Origin of the sequence: Thalassotalea profundi (genome assembly GCF_014653195.1) — a bacterium.
GTDB lineage: Bacteria > Pseudomonadota > Gammaproteobacteria > Enterobacterales > Alteromonadaceae > Thalassotalea_B > Thalassotalea_B profundi.
On the sequence record NZ_BNAH01000022.1, the window covers coordinates 1 to 17,704 of the forward strand.

16 protein-coding genes and 1 tRNA gene are annotated in these 17,704 nt (G+C 35.6%); 4 read left to right on the plus strand and 13 right to left on the minus strand.

Going from position 1 to position 17,704, the window contains the following annotated elements:
* From IE155_RS17645 to IE155_RS17655, 3 genes are all read right to left on the minus strand, one after another.
* On the minus strand, positions 1-2,207 hold a 2,207-nt coding region (locus IE155_RS17645; protein WP_189379636.1), incomplete at its 3' end, for an ABC transporter permease.
* Between the two features lie 33 nt (positions 2,208-2,240).
* Entirely contained in the window at positions 2,241-2,957 is a 717-nt protein-coding gene (locus tag IE155_RS17650) for an ABC transporter ATP-binding protein (RefSeq protein ID WP_189379638.1), read from the minus strand.
* A 63-nt stretch (positions 2,958-3,020) separates the two neighbouring features.
* A complete protein-coding gene (locus IE155_RS17655; protein ID WP_189379640.1) occupies positions 3,021-4,265 on the minus strand; it encodes an HlyD family secretion protein in 1,245 nt (414 codons plus the stop codon).
* Positions 4,266-4,481: 216 nt separating this feature from the next.
* On the opposite strand from IE155_RS17655, the gene IE155_RS17660 reads away from it, so the two are divergent.
* Complete coding sequence (locus IE155_RS17660; protein WP_229817450.1) at positions 4,482-5,165, plus strand: cytochrome b/b6 domain-containing protein; 684 nt, start codon at positions 4,482-4,484, stop codon at positions 5,163-5,165.
* A gap of 74 nt (positions 5,166-5,239) precedes the next feature.
* Here IE155_RS17660 and IE155_RS17665 read toward each other — a convergent pair whose 3' ends face one another.
* The 5 genes from IE155_RS17665 to IE155_RS17685 all read right to left on the minus strand — a co-directional run bounded on the left by IE155_RS17665 (position 5,240) and on the right by IE155_RS17685 (position 10,301).
* Positions 5,240-5,707 carry a c-type cytochrome gene (locus tag IE155_RS17665; protein ID WP_189379642.1) on the minus strand — a complete coding sequence of 156 codons (468 nt, stop codon included), beginning with the start codon at positions 5,705-5,707 and terminating at the stop codon, positions 5,240-5,242.
* A 218-nt stretch (positions 5,708-5,925) separates the two neighbouring features.
* Positions 5,926-7,209, minus strand: coding sequence for a sensor histidine kinase (locus tag IE155_RS17670; RefSeq protein ID WP_189379644.1), 1,284 nt, complete (start codon positions 7,207-7,209; stop codon positions 5,926-5,928).
* Positions 7,190-8,575, minus strand: coding sequence for a sigma-54-dependent transcriptional regulator (locus tag IE155_RS17675; protein WP_189379646.1), 1,386 nt, complete (start codon positions 8,573-8,575; stop codon positions 7,190-7,192). Before IE155_RS17675 ends, IE155_RS17670 begins: the two co-directional genes overlap by 20 nt.
* A gap of 65 nt (positions 8,576-8,640) precedes the next feature.
* On the minus strand, positions 8,641-9,387 hold the full coding sequence (locus IE155_RS17680) for a TIGR00266 family protein (RefSeq protein WP_189379648.1): 747 nt from the start codon (positions 9,385-9,387) through the stop codon (positions 8,641-8,643).
* 62 nt (positions 9,388-9,449) lie between these two features.
* Positions 9,450-10,301, minus strand: coding sequence for a MaoC/PaaZ C-terminal domain-containing protein (locus IE155_RS17685; RefSeq protein WP_189379650.1), 852 nt, complete (start codon positions 10,299-10,301; stop codon positions 9,450-9,452).
* Between the two features lie 203 nt (positions 10,302-10,504).
* Between IE155_RS17685 and IE155_RS17690 the strand changes: the two genes are divergently transcribed.
* Positions 10,505-11,140, plus strand: coding sequence for a thiol:disulfide interchange protein DsbA/DsbL (locus IE155_RS17690; protein ID WP_189379652.1), 636 nt, complete (start codon positions 10,505-10,507; stop codon positions 11,138-11,140).
* A 76-nt stretch (positions 11,141-11,216) separates the two neighbouring features.
* Here IE155_RS17690 and IE155_RS17695 read toward each other — a convergent pair whose 3' ends face one another.
* From IE155_RS17695 to IE155_RS17705, 3 genes are read right to left on the minus strand one after another with little or no spacing between them, the layout of a single operon-like run.
* A complete protein-coding gene (locus IE155_RS17695) occupies positions 11,217-12,452 on the minus strand; it encodes a DEAD/DEAH box helicase (protein WP_189379654.1) in 1,236 nt (411 codons plus the stop codon).
* Positions 12,452-12,850, minus strand: coding sequence for a DUF2750 domain-containing protein (locus IE155_RS17700; RefSeq protein ID WP_189379656.1), 399 nt, complete (start codon positions 12,848-12,850; stop codon positions 12,452-12,454). The genes IE155_RS17695 and IE155_RS17700 overlap by 1 nt, the downstream gene beginning before the upstream one ends.
* Before the next feature lie 12 nt (positions 12,851-12,862).
* Positions 12,863-13,339, minus strand: a complete 477-nt coding sequence (locus IE155_RS17705) for an acyl-CoA thioesterase (protein ID WP_189379658.1) — start codon at positions 13,337-13,339, stop codon at positions 12,863-12,865.
* 249 nt (positions 13,340-13,588) lie between these two features.
* Here IE155_RS17705 and IE155_RS17710 point away from each other — a divergent pair, with 249 nt between their 5' ends.
* Positions 13,589-14,032 carry a YaiI/YqxD family protein gene (locus tag IE155_RS17710; protein WP_189379660.1) on the plus strand — a complete coding sequence of 148 codons (444 nt, stop codon included), beginning with the start codon at positions 13,589-13,591 and terminating at the stop codon, positions 14,030-14,032.
* Between the two features lie 24 nt (positions 14,033-14,056).
* Here IE155_RS17710 and IE155_RS17715 read toward each other — a convergent pair whose 3' ends face one another.
* Complete coding sequence (locus IE155_RS17715; RefSeq protein ID WP_189379662.1) at positions 14,057-15,448, minus strand: DEAD/DEAH box helicase; 1,392 nt, start codon at positions 15,446-15,448, stop codon at positions 14,057-14,059.
* Positions 15,449-15,738: 290 nt separating this feature from the next.
* Here IE155_RS17715 and IE155_RS17720 point away from each other — a divergent pair, with 290 nt between their 5' ends.
* On the plus strand, positions 15,739-17,373 hold the full coding sequence (locus tag IE155_RS17720; RefSeq protein WP_189379664.1) for a tetratricopeptide repeat-containing response regulator: 1,635 nt from the start codon (positions 15,739-15,741) through the stop codon (positions 17,371-17,373).
* 75 nt (positions 17,374-17,448) lie between these two features.
* Here IE155_RS17720 and IE155_RS17725 read toward each other — a convergent pair.
* Positions 17,449-17,533 (minus strand) — tRNA-Tyr (locus IE155_RS17725).
* Between the last annotated feature and the right edge of the window lie 171 nt (positions 17,534-17,704).

Sequence of the window (17,704 nt, forward strand, 5' to 3'; positions counted from 1 at the left end):
TTTTCTTTGATCACTGTTGCAATAATATCGCGTCCTTTGGCACCAATTGCCATACGCGTACCTATTTCAAAGCGACGCATTTGGCTTAAGTAAGTGAGTACTCCAAACAGTCCAAGCCCTGATAATAATAGCGTCAGTAAAATAACAACAAAAGCGGTTATGGTAGTAACCGTCGCAACAAATAACCTTTCATTTTTATAGTGTTCAAGTGTTGCAAAGCTAAAAAGGCTAATACGATTATTGACTGATTTTATCGTGCTGATCAGTTCATCTCGATTGTAGTTTTGGCCAGCCTTAAGCTTTATTAAAATCATATTTCTTGAGGGATGAGCCGGAAAATAAAATCGCGGTTTGCTGATACTACTCCCTGGAATATTAATGCTCTTAACCACACCAATAATACGCGCGCCGTTAGTAAAGGTAATACCAAGTGCTTGACCATCAGGCGCTAACTCATTTGCCATTATGTCATTAACAATAACCACACTATTGTTGTCTGCGATATCTGCAGCACTAAAGTTTTCTCCTAAAATAATCGGTTGCCCAATTAATGGAAAGTATAGATGATCGACATCTTTCGCCGAGGTTGAATAGCGTTTTTGTGTTTTCTCAATCGTGATCGCAAGTGTGCTGAAAATTGATGGACGCATACCTTGGCTAACTTGTTCAATTCGAGGATCTGCACTTAATTTTTCTTTCAATTGGGCAAGATAGGATTTTTTAAGCTCATAATTTTCTTCAACTTCACTATCTGGTAATGACAGCACTGCTGAGTAAATATTATCCGTTTGATAACCTAACGTACGATTACTTAATTTCAAGCTTTCTTGAAATAGCATAACGTTGCTAAATACTAAGGTAAATGCCACGGCCACTTGCCAACTAATAAGTATCGTTCTTAGCTTTTTCGACACCTGAACGGCGTTGCCTTTACCACTACTATTAATACTCGCGTTTAAGTTGCGATAGTTGATCATTCGTTGGCAAATAAAGGTAAAGGCCAGGGTGTTAAAAACCACAATCGTTAATGAACTTACACTAGAAAAGCTGTTGAGTGATAACTCACTTATGCGTGGTATATATGAGCTAAAGTAATATTCCATTAGGCTAAAACCTAAAGCAGCTACAACCTGAGCAGATCCCATAGCCAGTAACATCAATAACCCAACTTCAATCATTAAATCAAAATATAACTGTTTCTTTGACGCACCTAACGCCGCTTTTATCGCTAGTTGTTGCTGTTGTTGGGCCGTTCTCGATACAAATAAATTGGCAATATTTGCACAAGCAATAAGTGCTAACCCTATTGCTCCAGCCACGAGTAAATAGATGCTATATTTACTCTCGCCAACGATAGTATCAATTAAAGAATGTACCTTTATTTGAATACGCCAATCATTAAAAAACTTTCTGCCCACTACTTGATTTTGCCAGTTATCATTAACTAACTGCGTTAACACTTGGCTATTAGTATCAGTTGAATTGCTTACACTTAGCGGCTCAGATAATTTACCGACATACATTAAACCGCCATCATCATTGCCCCATTGTTTACGATCATAATCAGACACCGTATTGTAATCCCAAGGCAAAAATACTTGTGCTTGATAAGCCGCGCCAGCAATTTTCGGATGAACATAATCAGGCGAGATCACTCCAATTATCTTGTAATTTTTATCTCCAAAAGTAATTGACTTACCAATAATATCTGCGGTTCCTGTATATAAACCTTGCCACATTTGGTAAGTGATAATGGCAACTGGGTTATAACTATCCAACCCCTCATTCTCATCAAATAAACGCCCTAAGTGTGCTTTACTATTAAATAAACTAAACCAACTAGGTGTTACAAACGATATTTCAACCATTGGCTCTGTTGATAGTGATGTAATGATACCGCCGTCTAAATACATTAATGCACTTTGTTCAAATACCGATTGATGCCTATATAAATACATTAGATTTGGATAGGTAAAAGCATTACCGTCAATATGATTTTGGTTATCTACTAATTGGTGCTCTACCGTGAATAAGCGATTTTGATCTTGATAAGGCAGCGGTTTAAATAGCATAACGTAGGCCAAAGTTAACGCACATAACAATGCACCAAACGATATTCCCATGGTAGAAACAATGCTGAAAACAAAAACTGGGCTTTGTTTTAAACTCAGTACAGCTTGTTTAATTTGATAAATAAAAAGAGTCATGTTGTGCTTCACTTATGCTTATTGGTAAAAGTATTAACTGGCTAATTTAGCTTTCGGTGCTTGCAAAATAGTGCCATCAAGCAGCTGAATTTTAATTTTTGCCATATCGGCATAACGAGGGTCGTGGGTTACCATACAAATCGTAGTGCCATTATCATTTAGCTCTTTAAGTACTGCCATTACTTGGTCACCACTTTTCGAGTCTAAGTTACCGGTAGGTTCATCAACCAATAGCAATGCAGGTTTAGCCACTAGCGCCCGTGCTATTGCGACTCTTTGCTGCTGACCACCAGATAATTGATTAGGCTTGTGGCTAACTCGATGAGTCAGTCCTACCAATTTCAAACATTCAGTTACTCTTTCTTCTATTTCCTTCTTAGTAAAAGTCGCTTTATGGTAGCGTAATGGTAATGCCACATTGTCAAATACCGACAGTTCATCTATTAAATTAAACGATTGAAATATAAATCCTATTTTCTCGTTTCTTACTTCCGCGGCTTGATCCAAACTTAATTTTGTTACATTTATCCCTTCAATAAAATATTCACCTTGGCTTGCCACATCGAGCAAGCCCATTATCGAAAGTAAGGTTGATTTTCCACAACCTGAAGGCCCTGCAATACAAATATAATCGCCTTGATTGATGGTAAGGTTAATTTCCTTTAATGCGTGTGTTTCTAACTCTTCAGTTTCAAATATTTTTGAAATTTTCTCCATTTTTACAATTTCTTGCATTTTTTCTTCGCTCATAACATTTCCTTTTATAATTGTTTTTTAAAATTTCTTATTGAATATGACATTTTAAGTTGATATTCAATTGAGACTTATTTGTTGTTGAATATAATTACTTAAGTCTGAAATAATTAGATGTTCGCCTTCACCTAAGCCACTTTCTATCTCTATGAAACGACCCGCTTTTATGCCAAACTTCACTTTGTTTTTTATAGCCATATCTCGAGTACTATTTAATTTATACAACATAAGTTCCGTAAAGCTTTTTACGTTACTGGGTAGTTCAACATAAAGTACATCGTTAAGCACATTGGTAATAATGGTGGCATCTACATTTTGATAAGGTCTCGCGCTTTTAGGCAATAATTGCACTATTGCAACCTCTATTTCTACAGTATTCTCAGTTACTACAGGATCAATGCGAACTACACGCCCTTCAATTTTATCTTGTCGAGTATCTATTTCTACTTTTTGATCGAGTACAATGGTTTGTGCTTTGCTTTGTGGTATTTTTATTAATGCTTTTAAATCTGAGGTACTACCGATTATCGCAATTTCTTCGCCGGCTGATAAGCTTTGCCCTAAAACAACGCTTAATTTTTGTACTACCCCATCTAGACTCGCTCGTATATTTAAATTTTGTACTTTATTTTTAGCAATATCGACTAAACCTTGTTGTTGATTGATTCTTTCTTGTTGAATGTTAATGGCTTCTTCGTGCACTAAAGCAAGCTGATCTATTCGTTTAAGAAGTATTTCAAGTCGCTTTTCAAGTTGCTTTTCATTTAGCTCACTTTCACGAAAGGTGAGCTGGGAAACAATGCCTTTTTCAACTAATCTAGCTTCAGCTTCTCGCTTAAGTTTTGCACTTTCATATTCAGCAAAAAGCTGAGTATGCAATGAGCTTTCATTAAGCATTTCTCGCTTATTATTTAGTTTAAGCTGTCTTAAATTTGCTCGATATAGCGCCAATTCTTGTTCTGCACCATTGAATTGTTGTGTCAACTCAGGATTTGAAAGCTTTACAATCACATCGCCTTTTTTTATCTGTGCACCTGGCTTTAATATTATTTCCGCCACCGTTGCTCGGGTGTCACTTGTTAATAATTGCACTTTAGAAGAGACTAAGTTTCCGTAACCATCCACCGTTACCAAAAGCTCACCTTTTTGTACTTTTGCAATGAGTAAATCTTTCTTTGCTAACGTCACTTTGTTTAAATGAATATTACTTTGCCAAATAGCAATAAATGAAACTACAATAAATATGCTTATTTTCGTTACTTTTTTATAAGGGCTATAACGACTTTTAGGTTTAATAATATCCATTACATTTGTCTATAATTCTTCATACTCAATACCATAGCGAATAACATGCCAATAAGTTTAATTCAATAAAAACAACTAGATACAAGACCCCCTTCTTATTAGTTTAACTAACAGTTCATTTCCGAACTTTTTTAATATCCATGTAAGACTTATTATTTTCATTCTTATCGCTATAATGGCTAGCAAATAAAGTATTTGAATTAATGAGGTTCAATTTTGACTAAAAAGCATATTCTCATATGGGATCTTCCTGTAAGGCTATTTCATTGGGCTTTAGTTATTTGTTTAATAGGCTCCTGGTATACCAGTGAAGGTGATCGAGGTTTAATCGATATTCATATGCTATTTGGCTACACTATTTTAGGTCTAGTTATCTTCCGCATATGCTGGGGTTTTATTGGCACTAAATACGCTAAATTTTCTCAATTCACACCCAACCCCAATGAAGTGAAAGCTTATATTAAAGATAACAATAAGCCTTACCTTGGTCATAATCCGTTAGGTAGTTTAATGGTCTTATTTATGTTGGCTTTATTACTTCTGCAATCAACAAGTGGGCTATTTATGACAGATGATATATTTACAAATGGTCCTTATTTTGATTCTGTAAGTAAAGAAACTCAAAAGTTTATGTCACTGATTCATAGTAACATCTTTGATATTATTATTATTGTCTCGACACTACATATTGTAGCCATTTCATACTACTTACTGATCAAAAAGCAGAACTTAATCACAGCAATGTTTACTGGAAAAAAATGGGTCGAAAAAAAATTTGTTGCGTCTGCAATTACTCACTCAAAGCTTCTAACAGCAATTATTTTGCTAATCATTGTTTGTGCATTTATCTATTGGCTGGTGGTACTTAATATACCCGAGGTGGAAGAATTCTATTACTAGAGAGTTTACAGTTTTTAAACAATATAGGCGCAACCTACATTGGAAGCGCCTTTAAATTTAAAGTAGAGTTATAATTAATCTTTCTTAAAGATATCGTGGCAACCACCACACGTTTTACCGACTCCACCTATTGCTTTCTTTATTGTTCCTTCATCGCCAGTGGCGGCAGCTTTTTGCAATGCTATTGAAGCCGTTGTAAAGTCTGCTATATGCTTTTCAAAATTACTACGCTCAGTCCAAACTTTATCTAACGCCTCAGTTTTTACATCAAAACCCGAAGTATCTACGCGAGTGTAATCATCAATCATTAATGATAATTGGTTAATACGAGTTGCATTTTTTTCAACAACAGCTGCATCTACAGGTATTTGTCCTTTTGCCATCGCACCTAAAGTTCCCATATTGGAACCCAATAACGAAAAAATTGCTTGGCGTAACTCTACTGAACGTTTAGCTTGTTTTTCTGATTTTGCCACATCCGCCATTGCAGATGAAGATACAGCAAGAGAGCATGCCAAAACCAATGTTGTAATTTTTTTCATATATTTGTCTTCCTCATTGTTAACTATTATTAAAAATCAACTGTTTCTTAATTTACCATTATTACTGTTACTTTTTCATTAATCTACTCTAAATATTTCAACCCATTTTATCTTTAACAATTTGGTTACCCTAAAATGTTTGAGTTAGACATGAAGAAGTATGTTTTCAATGGTTCGAAAATGAACCGCAACAGTTCAAAATCGTACACAGTCTATTTTTAATGGGCTTGCGGATTAGGTAAAAGTATCATAACAGTTACTCCATGCTGTGAATTATTATGTAATTCCATAATTCCACCGTGCTGTTCTATTATATTTCTACAAAAACTTAAACCAATACCCTGACCGTTTTTCTTGGTGGTATATAAAGGAACAAACAAATTATTTATATTTGCAAAACCATGTCCGTTATCACAAATCTCCATTATTATATATTGGTCTTGCTCCTCAACCTCGATAAGAATTTCAGTTGCTTGTGCTTCGAAAGCATTTTTAACTACGTTTATTAAAACTTGTTCAAGTAACTCTCTATCTGCCCAAATAGTTTCGAGGGAAGATTTTAATACAATCCTTTTGTCTTTAAATAACCCAGTAATTACTTCATTAATTAGGTACTTAATTGATATAGGCTGAGAATTTATCGTTAATTGACGAGATAATGATGAATAGCGATCAACAAAAGATTGTAAGTGTAAGCACCGCTCAGTAATTACCGATAATACTTGTTGGTCTCGCTTATCTGTTGCTTTATCGGCTAATGTTTCAGCCATAGATGACACTGGCGTTAATGAATTACGGATTTCATGGCTTAACACACGAATAATTTGCTGCCAAGCATTGAGTTGGCTCTGACGAAGTGCAGGTTCAATATTAATAAAAACAAGCAGTTGGTGCGTTTCCCCTTCATTGATAAACTCACTATGGCGAATTTGCCATTTAGCTTGTTTACTTTGATCCTTGAGTAGCCAGCTGTTTGGGGTAAATTGAAGACCTAGTAACTCAGCCGATGCGTGTCGATACATTTGCCATGGTTGATTGAAGAGATGTTGAAAAGCATCATTACCAAATTCAAGCCTTTGATTTTCATCAAATATAATAATAGGCGAGTCTAATTGTGCAATCAGTTGATAAACTAGGTAAACATGTTGATCATTATGAGATTTTTGCTGTTGCAGCTTTTCACTTAATAGTTTTAATTGCTGGTGGAAAGCTTTAACTTTACCTTGAGGGAATGCCGATCGCCCAAACTGATTATAATCCTCTTGGCTAATAGCGTCTACATGCAGAGTAGCACGTGTATACGCACGCATAACCTGTTGTTTGAATGACATAATATACCAAAAAGAACAAGAAAATACTGATAATACGACAAGTATTATCCAATGAAGTGCCAAGCCATATTGCCACGCTAGCAATCCTACCAAAATCGCGATACTGATAAACACTAGGCTCAGCTTATATACGATAAAAGCTTCTAGTGAATTACTTTTTATTAATGCCATATTTTTCTATTCTTCGATACATTGAAGCCTTTGTTAACCCAAGTAAAATCGCGGCTTTAGGTACATTATGTTTCGCTTTTTCAAGGGCTTGCTTAACCAAGGTTATTTCAGCCTGTTCGAGAGTCATCATAGGTAGCTCTCTAGATGCGCTTAATGTGTGTTTTTGGTTACAGTCAGATTCATTATCATTGATTGGAGCAATAGGTAAATCCGCTAATGTTAATTGATTAGTACTGGCAAGAATGACCGCTCTTTCAATAAGGTGACGCATTTCTCTTACGTTACCCGGCCATTGATAGTTAAGTAAGGCTTGTTCGGTATGTTTTGATAACGTATCAATATTCTTTTGATATTTTTTATTAAATTTAGCGACAAAGTATAGAGCAAGGGGAAGAATATCCTCCGTCCTTTCTCTCAATGTTGGCAAGACAAACTCAAGTGTATTTAATCGGTAATATAAGTCTTCTCTAAATAATTTTTGGCTAATTAACCCGTTAAGATCACTATTCGTCGCAGAAATAATACGAGTATTACTGCGTCTTGTTTTACTAGCGCCTAATACTTCATACTCCCCCGTTTCTAATACTCTTAGCAATTTTGCTTGTTGTGATAATGGTATATTGGCAATTTCATCAAGAAATAAGCTGCCTTTTTCTGCCAATTCAAAACGTCCGACACGTGAACTTTTGGCATCAGTAAAAGCCCCTTTTTGATGACCAAACATCTCGCTTTCAAATAACCCTTCACTGATCGCACCCATATTAACAGAAATAAAACCTTGATCCGCACGAAGGGACTGTTGATGAATGTAGCGAGCTAATTCTGTTTTTCCTGTACCATTTTCACCCATTAATAAAACACTGACATCGGTATTAGCAATTGCCTCAATTTTTTTATGAAGCTTCTGCATCACCTCAGAACGCCATTGATAAGGTTGTTCTAATTGGGTATCAATACGACTTTTTAATTGTGTATTTTGCAAAGTCAATCGTTGAATATTTAGCTGTTGGCCAATAACATGCAAAAGTTGCTTATTACGCCAAGGCTTCTCAATAAAGTCATTGGCACCTAGCTGCATAGCTTTGACAACAATCTCTGTATTCGACCATGCCGTCATAGCAATCACAGGAATAGTTAGATTTTGTTTCTGTAACCAGCTTAAAAAGCTTAAACCTTCTTCCCCCGACGTGGTATCTAAAGCATAATTCATATCGAGTAAAATTAATGCTACCTCATGTTTTCCTAACATTGATTGCGCGACTTGAGGTGTATCAGCCTCAACAACCATATGTCCATGTGATTCAAGTAACACTACCAAACTTAAGCGAATATCTGGCCTATCATCAACCACTAAAATACTAGGCATAAGTCCATTTCTTTATCTTAATCTTAATCTTAATCTTAATCTTAATCTTAATTAACATTAGGGCTTTATTCTCCTTTTGAACTTCCGCCTAATTTGGGGGCATGCTGAATAATTCTGTCAGCCAAACGAGAGAAAGGTAAACTTTGAATCCACACTTTACCGTGACCACTTAATGTTGCCATAAAAAAACCTTCCCCACCAAAAAACATACTCTTTAAGCCCGATGTCATTTCGATGCTGTACTCTATACCTTGACTAAAGGCAACTAAGCACCCTGTATCTAAGCGTAATGTTTCACCATTTAATTGTTTTTCAACCACCGTGCCACCCGCATGTAAAAAGGCTTTGCCGTCACCATGTAAACTTTGCAAAATAAACCCCTCTCCACCAAAAAAACCGCTCCCTAGTCTTTTATTAAAAGCAATATCAACTTTAGTGCCTAATGCAGCACATAAGAACGAATCTTTTTGACAAGTGATTTGACCGCCTATTTGAGCTAGGTCAACAGGAATAATAGAGCCTGGGAAAGGTGCTGCAAATGCAACTCTCTTTTTGCCATATTGTTGATTTGTAAAATGCGTTAAAAACACAGACTCTCCCGTTAATGCTCTTTTACCAGCAGAGAATAGCTTACTCATTATGCCTTGATTTTCATCTGAACCGTCGCCCATCTTGGTTTCAAAATCAATACCATCTTCCATGTAGTTCATTGCACCAGCTTCTGCAATAACGGTTTCACCTTGATCTAATTCAACCTCAACCATTTGCATGGAATGTCCAATAATTTCATAATCTATTTCGTGGCTTTGCATGAGACTTCCTTCCTTATGTTAAAAATTTAGTTATTTGGTCACTTAACAGGTATCAAGAGTTTCTAATTAAATGCTAACTTTATAAATCTATCTTTGAATCCTTCAGAATATAATGCGTAGCTTTGTTGATCGATACTTTCAGTCAATAATACAGTTTTTGGCAAGTAACAAGGTCGATTGAAGCTAACTGTAACTGTTTTATGATGTGAAATCTCCTCTTCTGCCTTTGACGTTAATATATGCTGATGAGTTAACATCCAATGCAAGCCATACATGCCATGCATAACTGACGATTTCAAACCAAAAACTTTCGCTAACAAAGGGTGAATATGTATTGGATTATAATCTCCCGATACTTTGGCATATTGCCTTGCTAATTGTTGACTGTAGTGTGACTTATCGATGGTTTTGATATCAGGTGCAGTGAGAGCTACTTTATTATTTTTACTGCTTTGGTAATTTGTTCTTTTATCTAAAAATTCATTTTCATTCACTAACGTTAGTTGTCCTAATTGATAAAAATAAGTAGATAATGAATAAATAAGGCCTTTCTCACTGTCAACACACGAATTGATCCGCACTTCAATGTCAACCGGCTTTAACCAATCATGAGCTTTAACCACCTTATAATTGCTAGTTAAATGTATCATACCCATTAATTTACTGGGTATTTTACTACTTACCAACAGTTGCCCTATACAACGAAACCCTTGAATAAACATATAGCTTACCGGTAGTTCTTTACAGCCAAACATCATTTGAAATGACTTTATTGTCTTGATGTTAGGTTCAACATGATTAAAGCGTAAACCCGTTGATTGAAACATAGCTAGAGGAGCTCGCTGTCGTATTACAGCCTTTTTAATCAGTGTAAATACACTATCAAGTTCAACGATTTGGGATGAGATAGACATAGTGACATAATATTATTCAAAAACTCCACTATAAATACTTTTTGGTAAAATGAATATCAAAAGCAGACAAACTTTTTTACATTTGTTTAGCAAATTTTATCGTGTTAACTCGGTCTTATCCCTTAGAAATGTTACCTATTCTCCTTAATGGTGATATTATCTTGTTTAATTCGCATTAATATTTAATAAAGAGTTTTAACCCTATGAAAAAATATTTAGTCGCCTTATTTACTGTTTTGCTTGCCTCTTTGTCAGTTTCAGCAGCAAAATGGGAAGAAGGAAAACATTATTCTGTTGCACCAACATCAAAAACAAACAAGGCTGAAGTTCGTGAATATTTTTCTTACTATTGTCCAGCTTGTCGTGGCTTTGAAGCCAGTTTACCTGAGATAGAAAAAGCACTACCTAATAACGTAACGTTAGAAAAAACCCATGTTGACTTTATGGGAAACACATCAGGTGAAATTCAATTTATGATCAGTACAGCCCATGCTGTTGCAGAAAAAACAGGTGTAGCATCTGAATTTTCTTCTGCACTTTTCAATCACTTGCAAACTAAACGTCAAAGTATCTCTGATCAAGATGACCTCAAAGCCATTTATGTCTCTGTAGGCGGGAATAGTGAAAAATTTGATAAAGGTATGAAGAGTTTTTCTATTGTTGGTGAAGCCAAACGCAACAAAAAATTACAAGATGTTCTATCAAAAAGCCGCTATTTAACTAGCGTACCTACATTTGTTGTCAACGGAAAGTATGTGATCAACAACAGTTCACTTGATAGAGATAACTTTTTCAAAGAATTTAATCAGTTAATAGCACATTTATTAACATTAGATTAGTTTTAAACTTGCTCTCACTTTATTTAAACGCAAACAATTAACTTGTTTGCGTTTTTTTATCAATTGATTATAAATATTAACGACGTTTATGAGATTGTTTTTTTTGGCCTAACGCCTTCTGACGCAGCTTTTGTCTAGAAGGTTTACGAGCTTGATTCACTCTCTTTTCTGTTTTTGTTAAATCAGGTTCATATCCTGGTAACCATTGCTGCAATAATCGTTCGTCTAATACTTTTTCAACCGCAGTAAGTAACCACTCTTCGTCAGGGCTCATTAACGATAGCGCTAATCCTTCTTTACCTGCACGCGCCGTTCTGCCAATACGATGTACATAATCTTCAGCAACATAAGGTAGCTCATAGTTAATCACATAATTTAGATCAGTAATATCTATACCTCTTGCCGCAACATCTGTTGCTACAAGTGCCCTTGTTTTACCAGCTTTAAAATCTGCTAACGCTTTTTCTCTAGCGCCTTGAGATTTATCACCATGAATTGACTGAGTTTTTATACCATCCTTCAACATTTCTTTCGCCAATTCGTCCGCACCTTGCTTAGTACGAGTGAAAATTAACACTTGGTGCCAATTTTTTGAGCCAATTAAGTAAGAAGTTAACTCCCGCTTCCTATCTTTATCTACGCAGTAAACAACTTGTTCAACTTTAGTTGCCGCAGAATTACGTTCACCAATCTCAATTATTGTAGGGTCTGTAAGTAAACTTTTACTCAGTTTAAATATTTCATTATCAAATGTTGCAGAAAACAGCAAGGTCTGCCTTGTTGCGGGAGCACGATTTAAAATGCGGTTAATTTCATCTTTAAAGCCTAAGTCCAACATTCTATCGGCTTCATCAAAAACGATTGTCGTTAAATTAATTAATGATAATGATTCATTAATTAAATGATCAAGCAGTCTCCCTGGAGTGGCCACTAAAACATCTATTCCTCCATTTATTGCTGCAATTTGTGGGTTAATACTAACACCACCATAGGCTACACCAATTGTTAATTCTGTATTTTCAGCATATTGCTTAAAGCTTTTATAAACTTGTTGGGCAAGTTCGCGTGTAGGAGTTAGCACTAAAGCTCGTACTTGTGGTGTATCTAATATCGTATCTGATAATCTATGTAATATAGGTAAAGCAAAAGCGGCTGTTTTCCCTGTACCTGTTTGAGCACGAGCCATTACATCTCTATTTGCTAACACGAAAGGAATTGCTTGCAACTGAATAGCTGTAGGTTCAGTATAACCTAAAGCATTTACGGCACTAACTAGCGATTTTTTTAAACCTAAATCTGAGAAGTCATTCATTAATTACGACTCTTACTCTGTTTCTTTTGCTCAGCTTTAAGAGAATTTTCTAAATCATCAGGTTCATATATCATGCCTTGATCAGATTCATTTGGAAAAACCACGATAGAAATTTCATCGTCTAGTAATCCAGCTGTCCATCGACTAAACCATTTATTCAGTGAAATAGACTCCGCCTTGCACGATTGCCACTCTTCAGTTGCCCATAATTGTGCAAATTCTTCATTAGGCCATACAGGAACACAATCCCCATCTTCTGTATTGAGCATCACACAACCATGTTCATCAGTTAAAATCCATATCTTATTGTTTTCTATCACTGCTTTGATAAAGTAATCAGCTCTTTTTTCATCGTTCATCTCTTTGATGTCATTGAGCTTCTCTAATGCCATATTCATATTCTTATTTCCTTAACTAGCGAAAATTTCCATTTGTTCGCCAATTTGTTTACGCATATCCATTAACCTGATGGCTGTTGCATGCTGCTTTATATCTTCATCCGTCTCAGGGATCCATTCTGGCACTTGTTCAGATTGCCCATTTTGATCAACAGCCACCATGATCACAATACAGTGAGTAGTTTTTCGTCGAATAAGTGACTTGGGATCACAAGCATTAACTTCAATAGCAATATGCATAGATGTAGAGCCGGTATAGATCACCTTAGCTTCAACCTCAACTAAACTACCAACATGTATAGGCGCTACGAACTTGATGCCTCCTGCATATGCAGTTACACAATAACGACCACTCCAACCAGCTGCACAAGCATAAGCGGCTAAATCTATCCACTTCATTACTGCACCACCATGTACTTTCCCCCCAAAATTTACATCTTGAGGTTCAGCTAAAAATCTTAACGTTATATCTCTTTGTGGTTTACTCATTTTTATTCTCTATGCGTATTAATGAACAAATGTTAATTTTGATTTGCAGATTTTATTCCATAATAGACAATGACTATCTCATTGATGACTTCAGCTTTATATTTTTTTAATCAACATAATTACTGAGTTTCCTTATCTAAGCTATTATTGCACCATAAATATGCGCTAACTATTTAAGGTTTAACTTCTTAAGATTATAAAGTAGTGTAACCCCAGTTTGAATTTAACACGTATAAAAGAATAAAAAATATGAAAATTTGGGTAGATGCTGATGCTTGTCCCGTTGTTATCAAAGAGATTTTATTTCGTGCTGCTGATCGTACACAAACAATAATGACTTTGGTGGCCAATCATTCAATAAGAATACCTCCCTCTAAGTATATAAAATTTCAGCACGTTAGTGCCGGGTTTGATGTAGCTGATAATGAAATAGTGAAACAATGTACTATTGAAGATTTAGTGATTACTAGCGATATTCCGCTCGCTGCAGAAGTTGTCGCAAAAGGAGCAACCGCATTAAATCCTAGAGGCGAACTATATACAGAAAGTAATATTAGGCAAAAGTTAAATATGCGCGATTTTATGGACAACTTACGCTCTAGTGGTATTCAAACAGGTGGCGTACCACCCATTAACCAAAGTGATCGTCAAGCATTCGCCAACAATTTAGACAAATGGCTTGCTAAGAAATAATTGAACAGTGTAACTTAGTTGTATTTAACGACTTGCTGCATAAGGGTCTGCATTTACTTGTGTCTTACCTTTATGTGCCTTATTTGTTCTTGAGCTTTTAGAAGTTCTATTGTCTGCTAAATTTTTTCCATCTACTTGATGATGTTGACGCTTATTTTTCAGCTGTTTGCCACGCGAACTTTCACTTATTCGTTGGCTATCTTTGTGTTCTAGCTTTGGCTGTTTTACTTTTTTTGGCTTCTTTGCTTTAAATGGTTTAATCGCTCGAGATGGAGGAAGCTCATTTGTTGGTATAAAACCGGGTTCAATTTTACGCTCAATTTGTTGTTGAATGACATATTCTATGTCTTCAAGAAGTTTATGTTCATCAGCGGAAACCAATGACACAGCAAAACCATCGGCACCAGCACGACCCGTTCTTCCTATTCTATGAACATAATCTTCAGAAACATTTGGCAATTCAAAATTAACTACTTGTGGTAATTGATCAATATCTAGGCCTCGTGCAGCAATATCTGTAGCAACTAGTACACTCACTTCACCTGATTTAAAATTTGCTAAAGCTTTTGTTCTCGCCCCTTGACTTTTATTTCCATGAATAGCAGCAGCATTAATACCTTTCGACTCTAAATCTTTTGTTAATTTATTCGCTCCATGCTTTGTTTTAGTAAACACTAGCACTTGCTGCCAATTATTTTCTTTAATCAAGTGACATAGCAATCGAGACTTTTGTTTTTTATCACTCGGTATAACGGTTTGTTTTACCGTTTTCGCTGTAGAATTTTCAGGATTTACCGAGATTTCGACGGGATTGTTAACTAGGCCTTTAGCTAACTCTCTAATATCTGGGGAAAATGTTGCCGAAAATAATAAGTTTTGTCTTCTTGACGGTAAAATCGATATAATTTTCTTAATATCTCTGATAAACCCCATATCAAGCATTCTATCCGCTTCATCCAAAATTAATATTTCTACTTGGGAAAACTTAACCGCATTTTGTTGGTAGAGATCCATTAAGCGTCCAGGGGTTGCAACTAAAATGTCGACACCTTGTCGTAATTTCATCATTTGCGGGTTTATCTTTACACCTCCAAAGACTACGGCCGACGTTAACGGTAACTGCTCACCATAAGTTGCTACACTTTCGCCTACTTGTGCGGCTAACTCCCTAGTAGGTGTTAATATTAAAGCTCTAATGTGGTTTGCTTTAGCTTTTTGACCTTTTGATAATAACTCGAGTATAGGAAGTGTAAAGCCCGCTGTTTTACCTGTACCTGTTTGAGCTGCTGCCATAACATCATTACCCGCTAAAATAGCAGGAATAGCTTGCTCCTGAATTGGAGACGGCTTTAAATATCCTTTTTCTGCAACGGCATCTAATATTTTGCTTGATAATGGTAAGGCAGAAAAGTCCATTCAGTGATCTCTTTATTAATTTAGTATTTTATCGATATTGCTTGGTATTTAGCGGCGGTGAAGCATACAGTATAGACAAACTTTACACAATATTTATACTTGTTAAGTAAACTCTTTTGCTTCTATTATTTATTAAAACAAAATTGCATTATTTTAGTCTCATTGAAACAATAACTTGTTGATCTTTTATATAGAAAGAACAACACTACACAAATTAATTTTATCTATTAATATATGAATATCATCTTATTCATTTCATCAGCATTCAGTGAAGAAGCTAAAGGGATTTCATGGCAGAACTAGATTATGAAAACAAACGATTTTTAATCATTGATAGCATCAAGCAATCGCGCGATATGTTAAAAATATTTTGTTATAGTCTTGGCGCCAAAAAAGTAGATACTAGCCATCGTTCCACTGATATTTTATCTCAATGCGCTGAAGTTAATTACAACGTAATCCTTCTTGGTTATGATCTTGGTGATAATAAAAAAAATGGTCAGCAACTTCTCGAAGAATTACGCGCTAAAAATCTGATAAGTCGCCAATGCATTGTAATCATGATCACTGCTGAAGTTTCGCAATCTATGGTACTGGCAGCGCTCGAACATAAGCCCGATGAGTATCTAACCAAACCCTACACAATGAAAGATTTAAGCACTCGATTATCTCGGTGCTTTGATAAAAAAATTGCAATGCATGCCATTTATCATGCAATGGACGTTAAAGATCATAGAATGGTTATTCACCTTTGTGATAGGGCCATAAAAAATGACACTCTGTATAAACATGAATGCTTAGGTATTAAATCTCGACAGTATTTTGATTTAAAACAATACGATAAAGCTAAACGAATTTATCATGCATATTTAGGATCTGTTAATTGCCAATGGGCAGCATTAGGTCTAGGTAAAATTGCCTTAATAGAGCAAAATTACGCTTTAGCTGAAAAGTACTTCACAGCCATCATAGAAGACAATCAGTACTACTTGAGTGCTTATGATTGGCTGGCAAAAACATATCAACTAACAAATCAGCTAGAAAAAGCAGAAAATGTGCTAGAGAGTGCACTTCTAGTTTCACCTCGATCTGTATCACGTTTGAAAGAGTATGCGCAATTATGCTTTGACAATAATCAATTTGGAAAAGCAACTAAAGCTTTATCTAAAACCAATGAATTAGCTTACCATTCTGTGCATAAGAATCCAGACAATGCATTGCAATTTGTAGACTCTTTACTCGAACATGCAGAAGAATTAGGTGTCGGACAAATAAGACGATTAAATGTTAAAGCATTTGACATATTAACTAAAACGGTTCGGGACTTTAATAGCCAAGAAATTAAAATTATCACTTTGTTTTTAACGGCTAGACTTCACAACAAAGCAAATGAGGTTTCACTAGCAAGGGCAAGTTTAAATGATGCTGAGCGTCTATTAGAACGTTATAAAACTAATTTAACCGCTAATGGTACTTTTAATATTGCTAAGTCTTTAATTGCATTAAATCGTAGGAAAAAAGCTGAGATATTATTAGACGAACTATCTCAAGCAAATCCAGATAATATGGAAATATTGTCTCAGGTTGTCGCTCTTTCAGACAAACCTATTAGTGAACAAGATAAAATAGCAGCGCAAACAGCATTAGAAATTGGCGTAAGTTTGTATCGTGCTGAACATTATGTTTTAGCTATTGATAAACTCAATCAAGCATTAACACACTTTCCTAACCACATTGGAATTAAGCTTAATCTATTACAAGTATTACTTGTTTCCTTCGAGAAAAACCAAAAACGTGTCGAAGATTTTAAGCAAGCATCTGTATTAATCAAACAATTTAAAAGTTTAACGCCAGATAGTGAATCTTATCTTAGATTTTTGAAGCTTAAAAGCAAGTATGAATCTCTTAGAACATTCCACATATAAAATGCAGTAGATAGTTAAAAACACTTTTAAAAATTAAAAGTGTTTTTAACTGAGCTTTCACTTAATGGAATAAGATGGTGGAGGGAGGTGGATTCGAACCACCGAAGGCGGAGCCGTCAGATTTACAGTCTGATCCCTTTGGCCACTCGGGAACCCCTCCACGGGGCAAAAAACCCGCGTTTAGCGGGTTTTTCTAAACATAAGGATAATAATATTCAATTAGCTCTTACATGGGTTTTCTCAGTGACATAAGTCACACACCATAGGCTTACTGCGTTTCATTATCCTAAAATAGAAGTCTAGCAATGTCCTACTCTCACATGGGAACTAA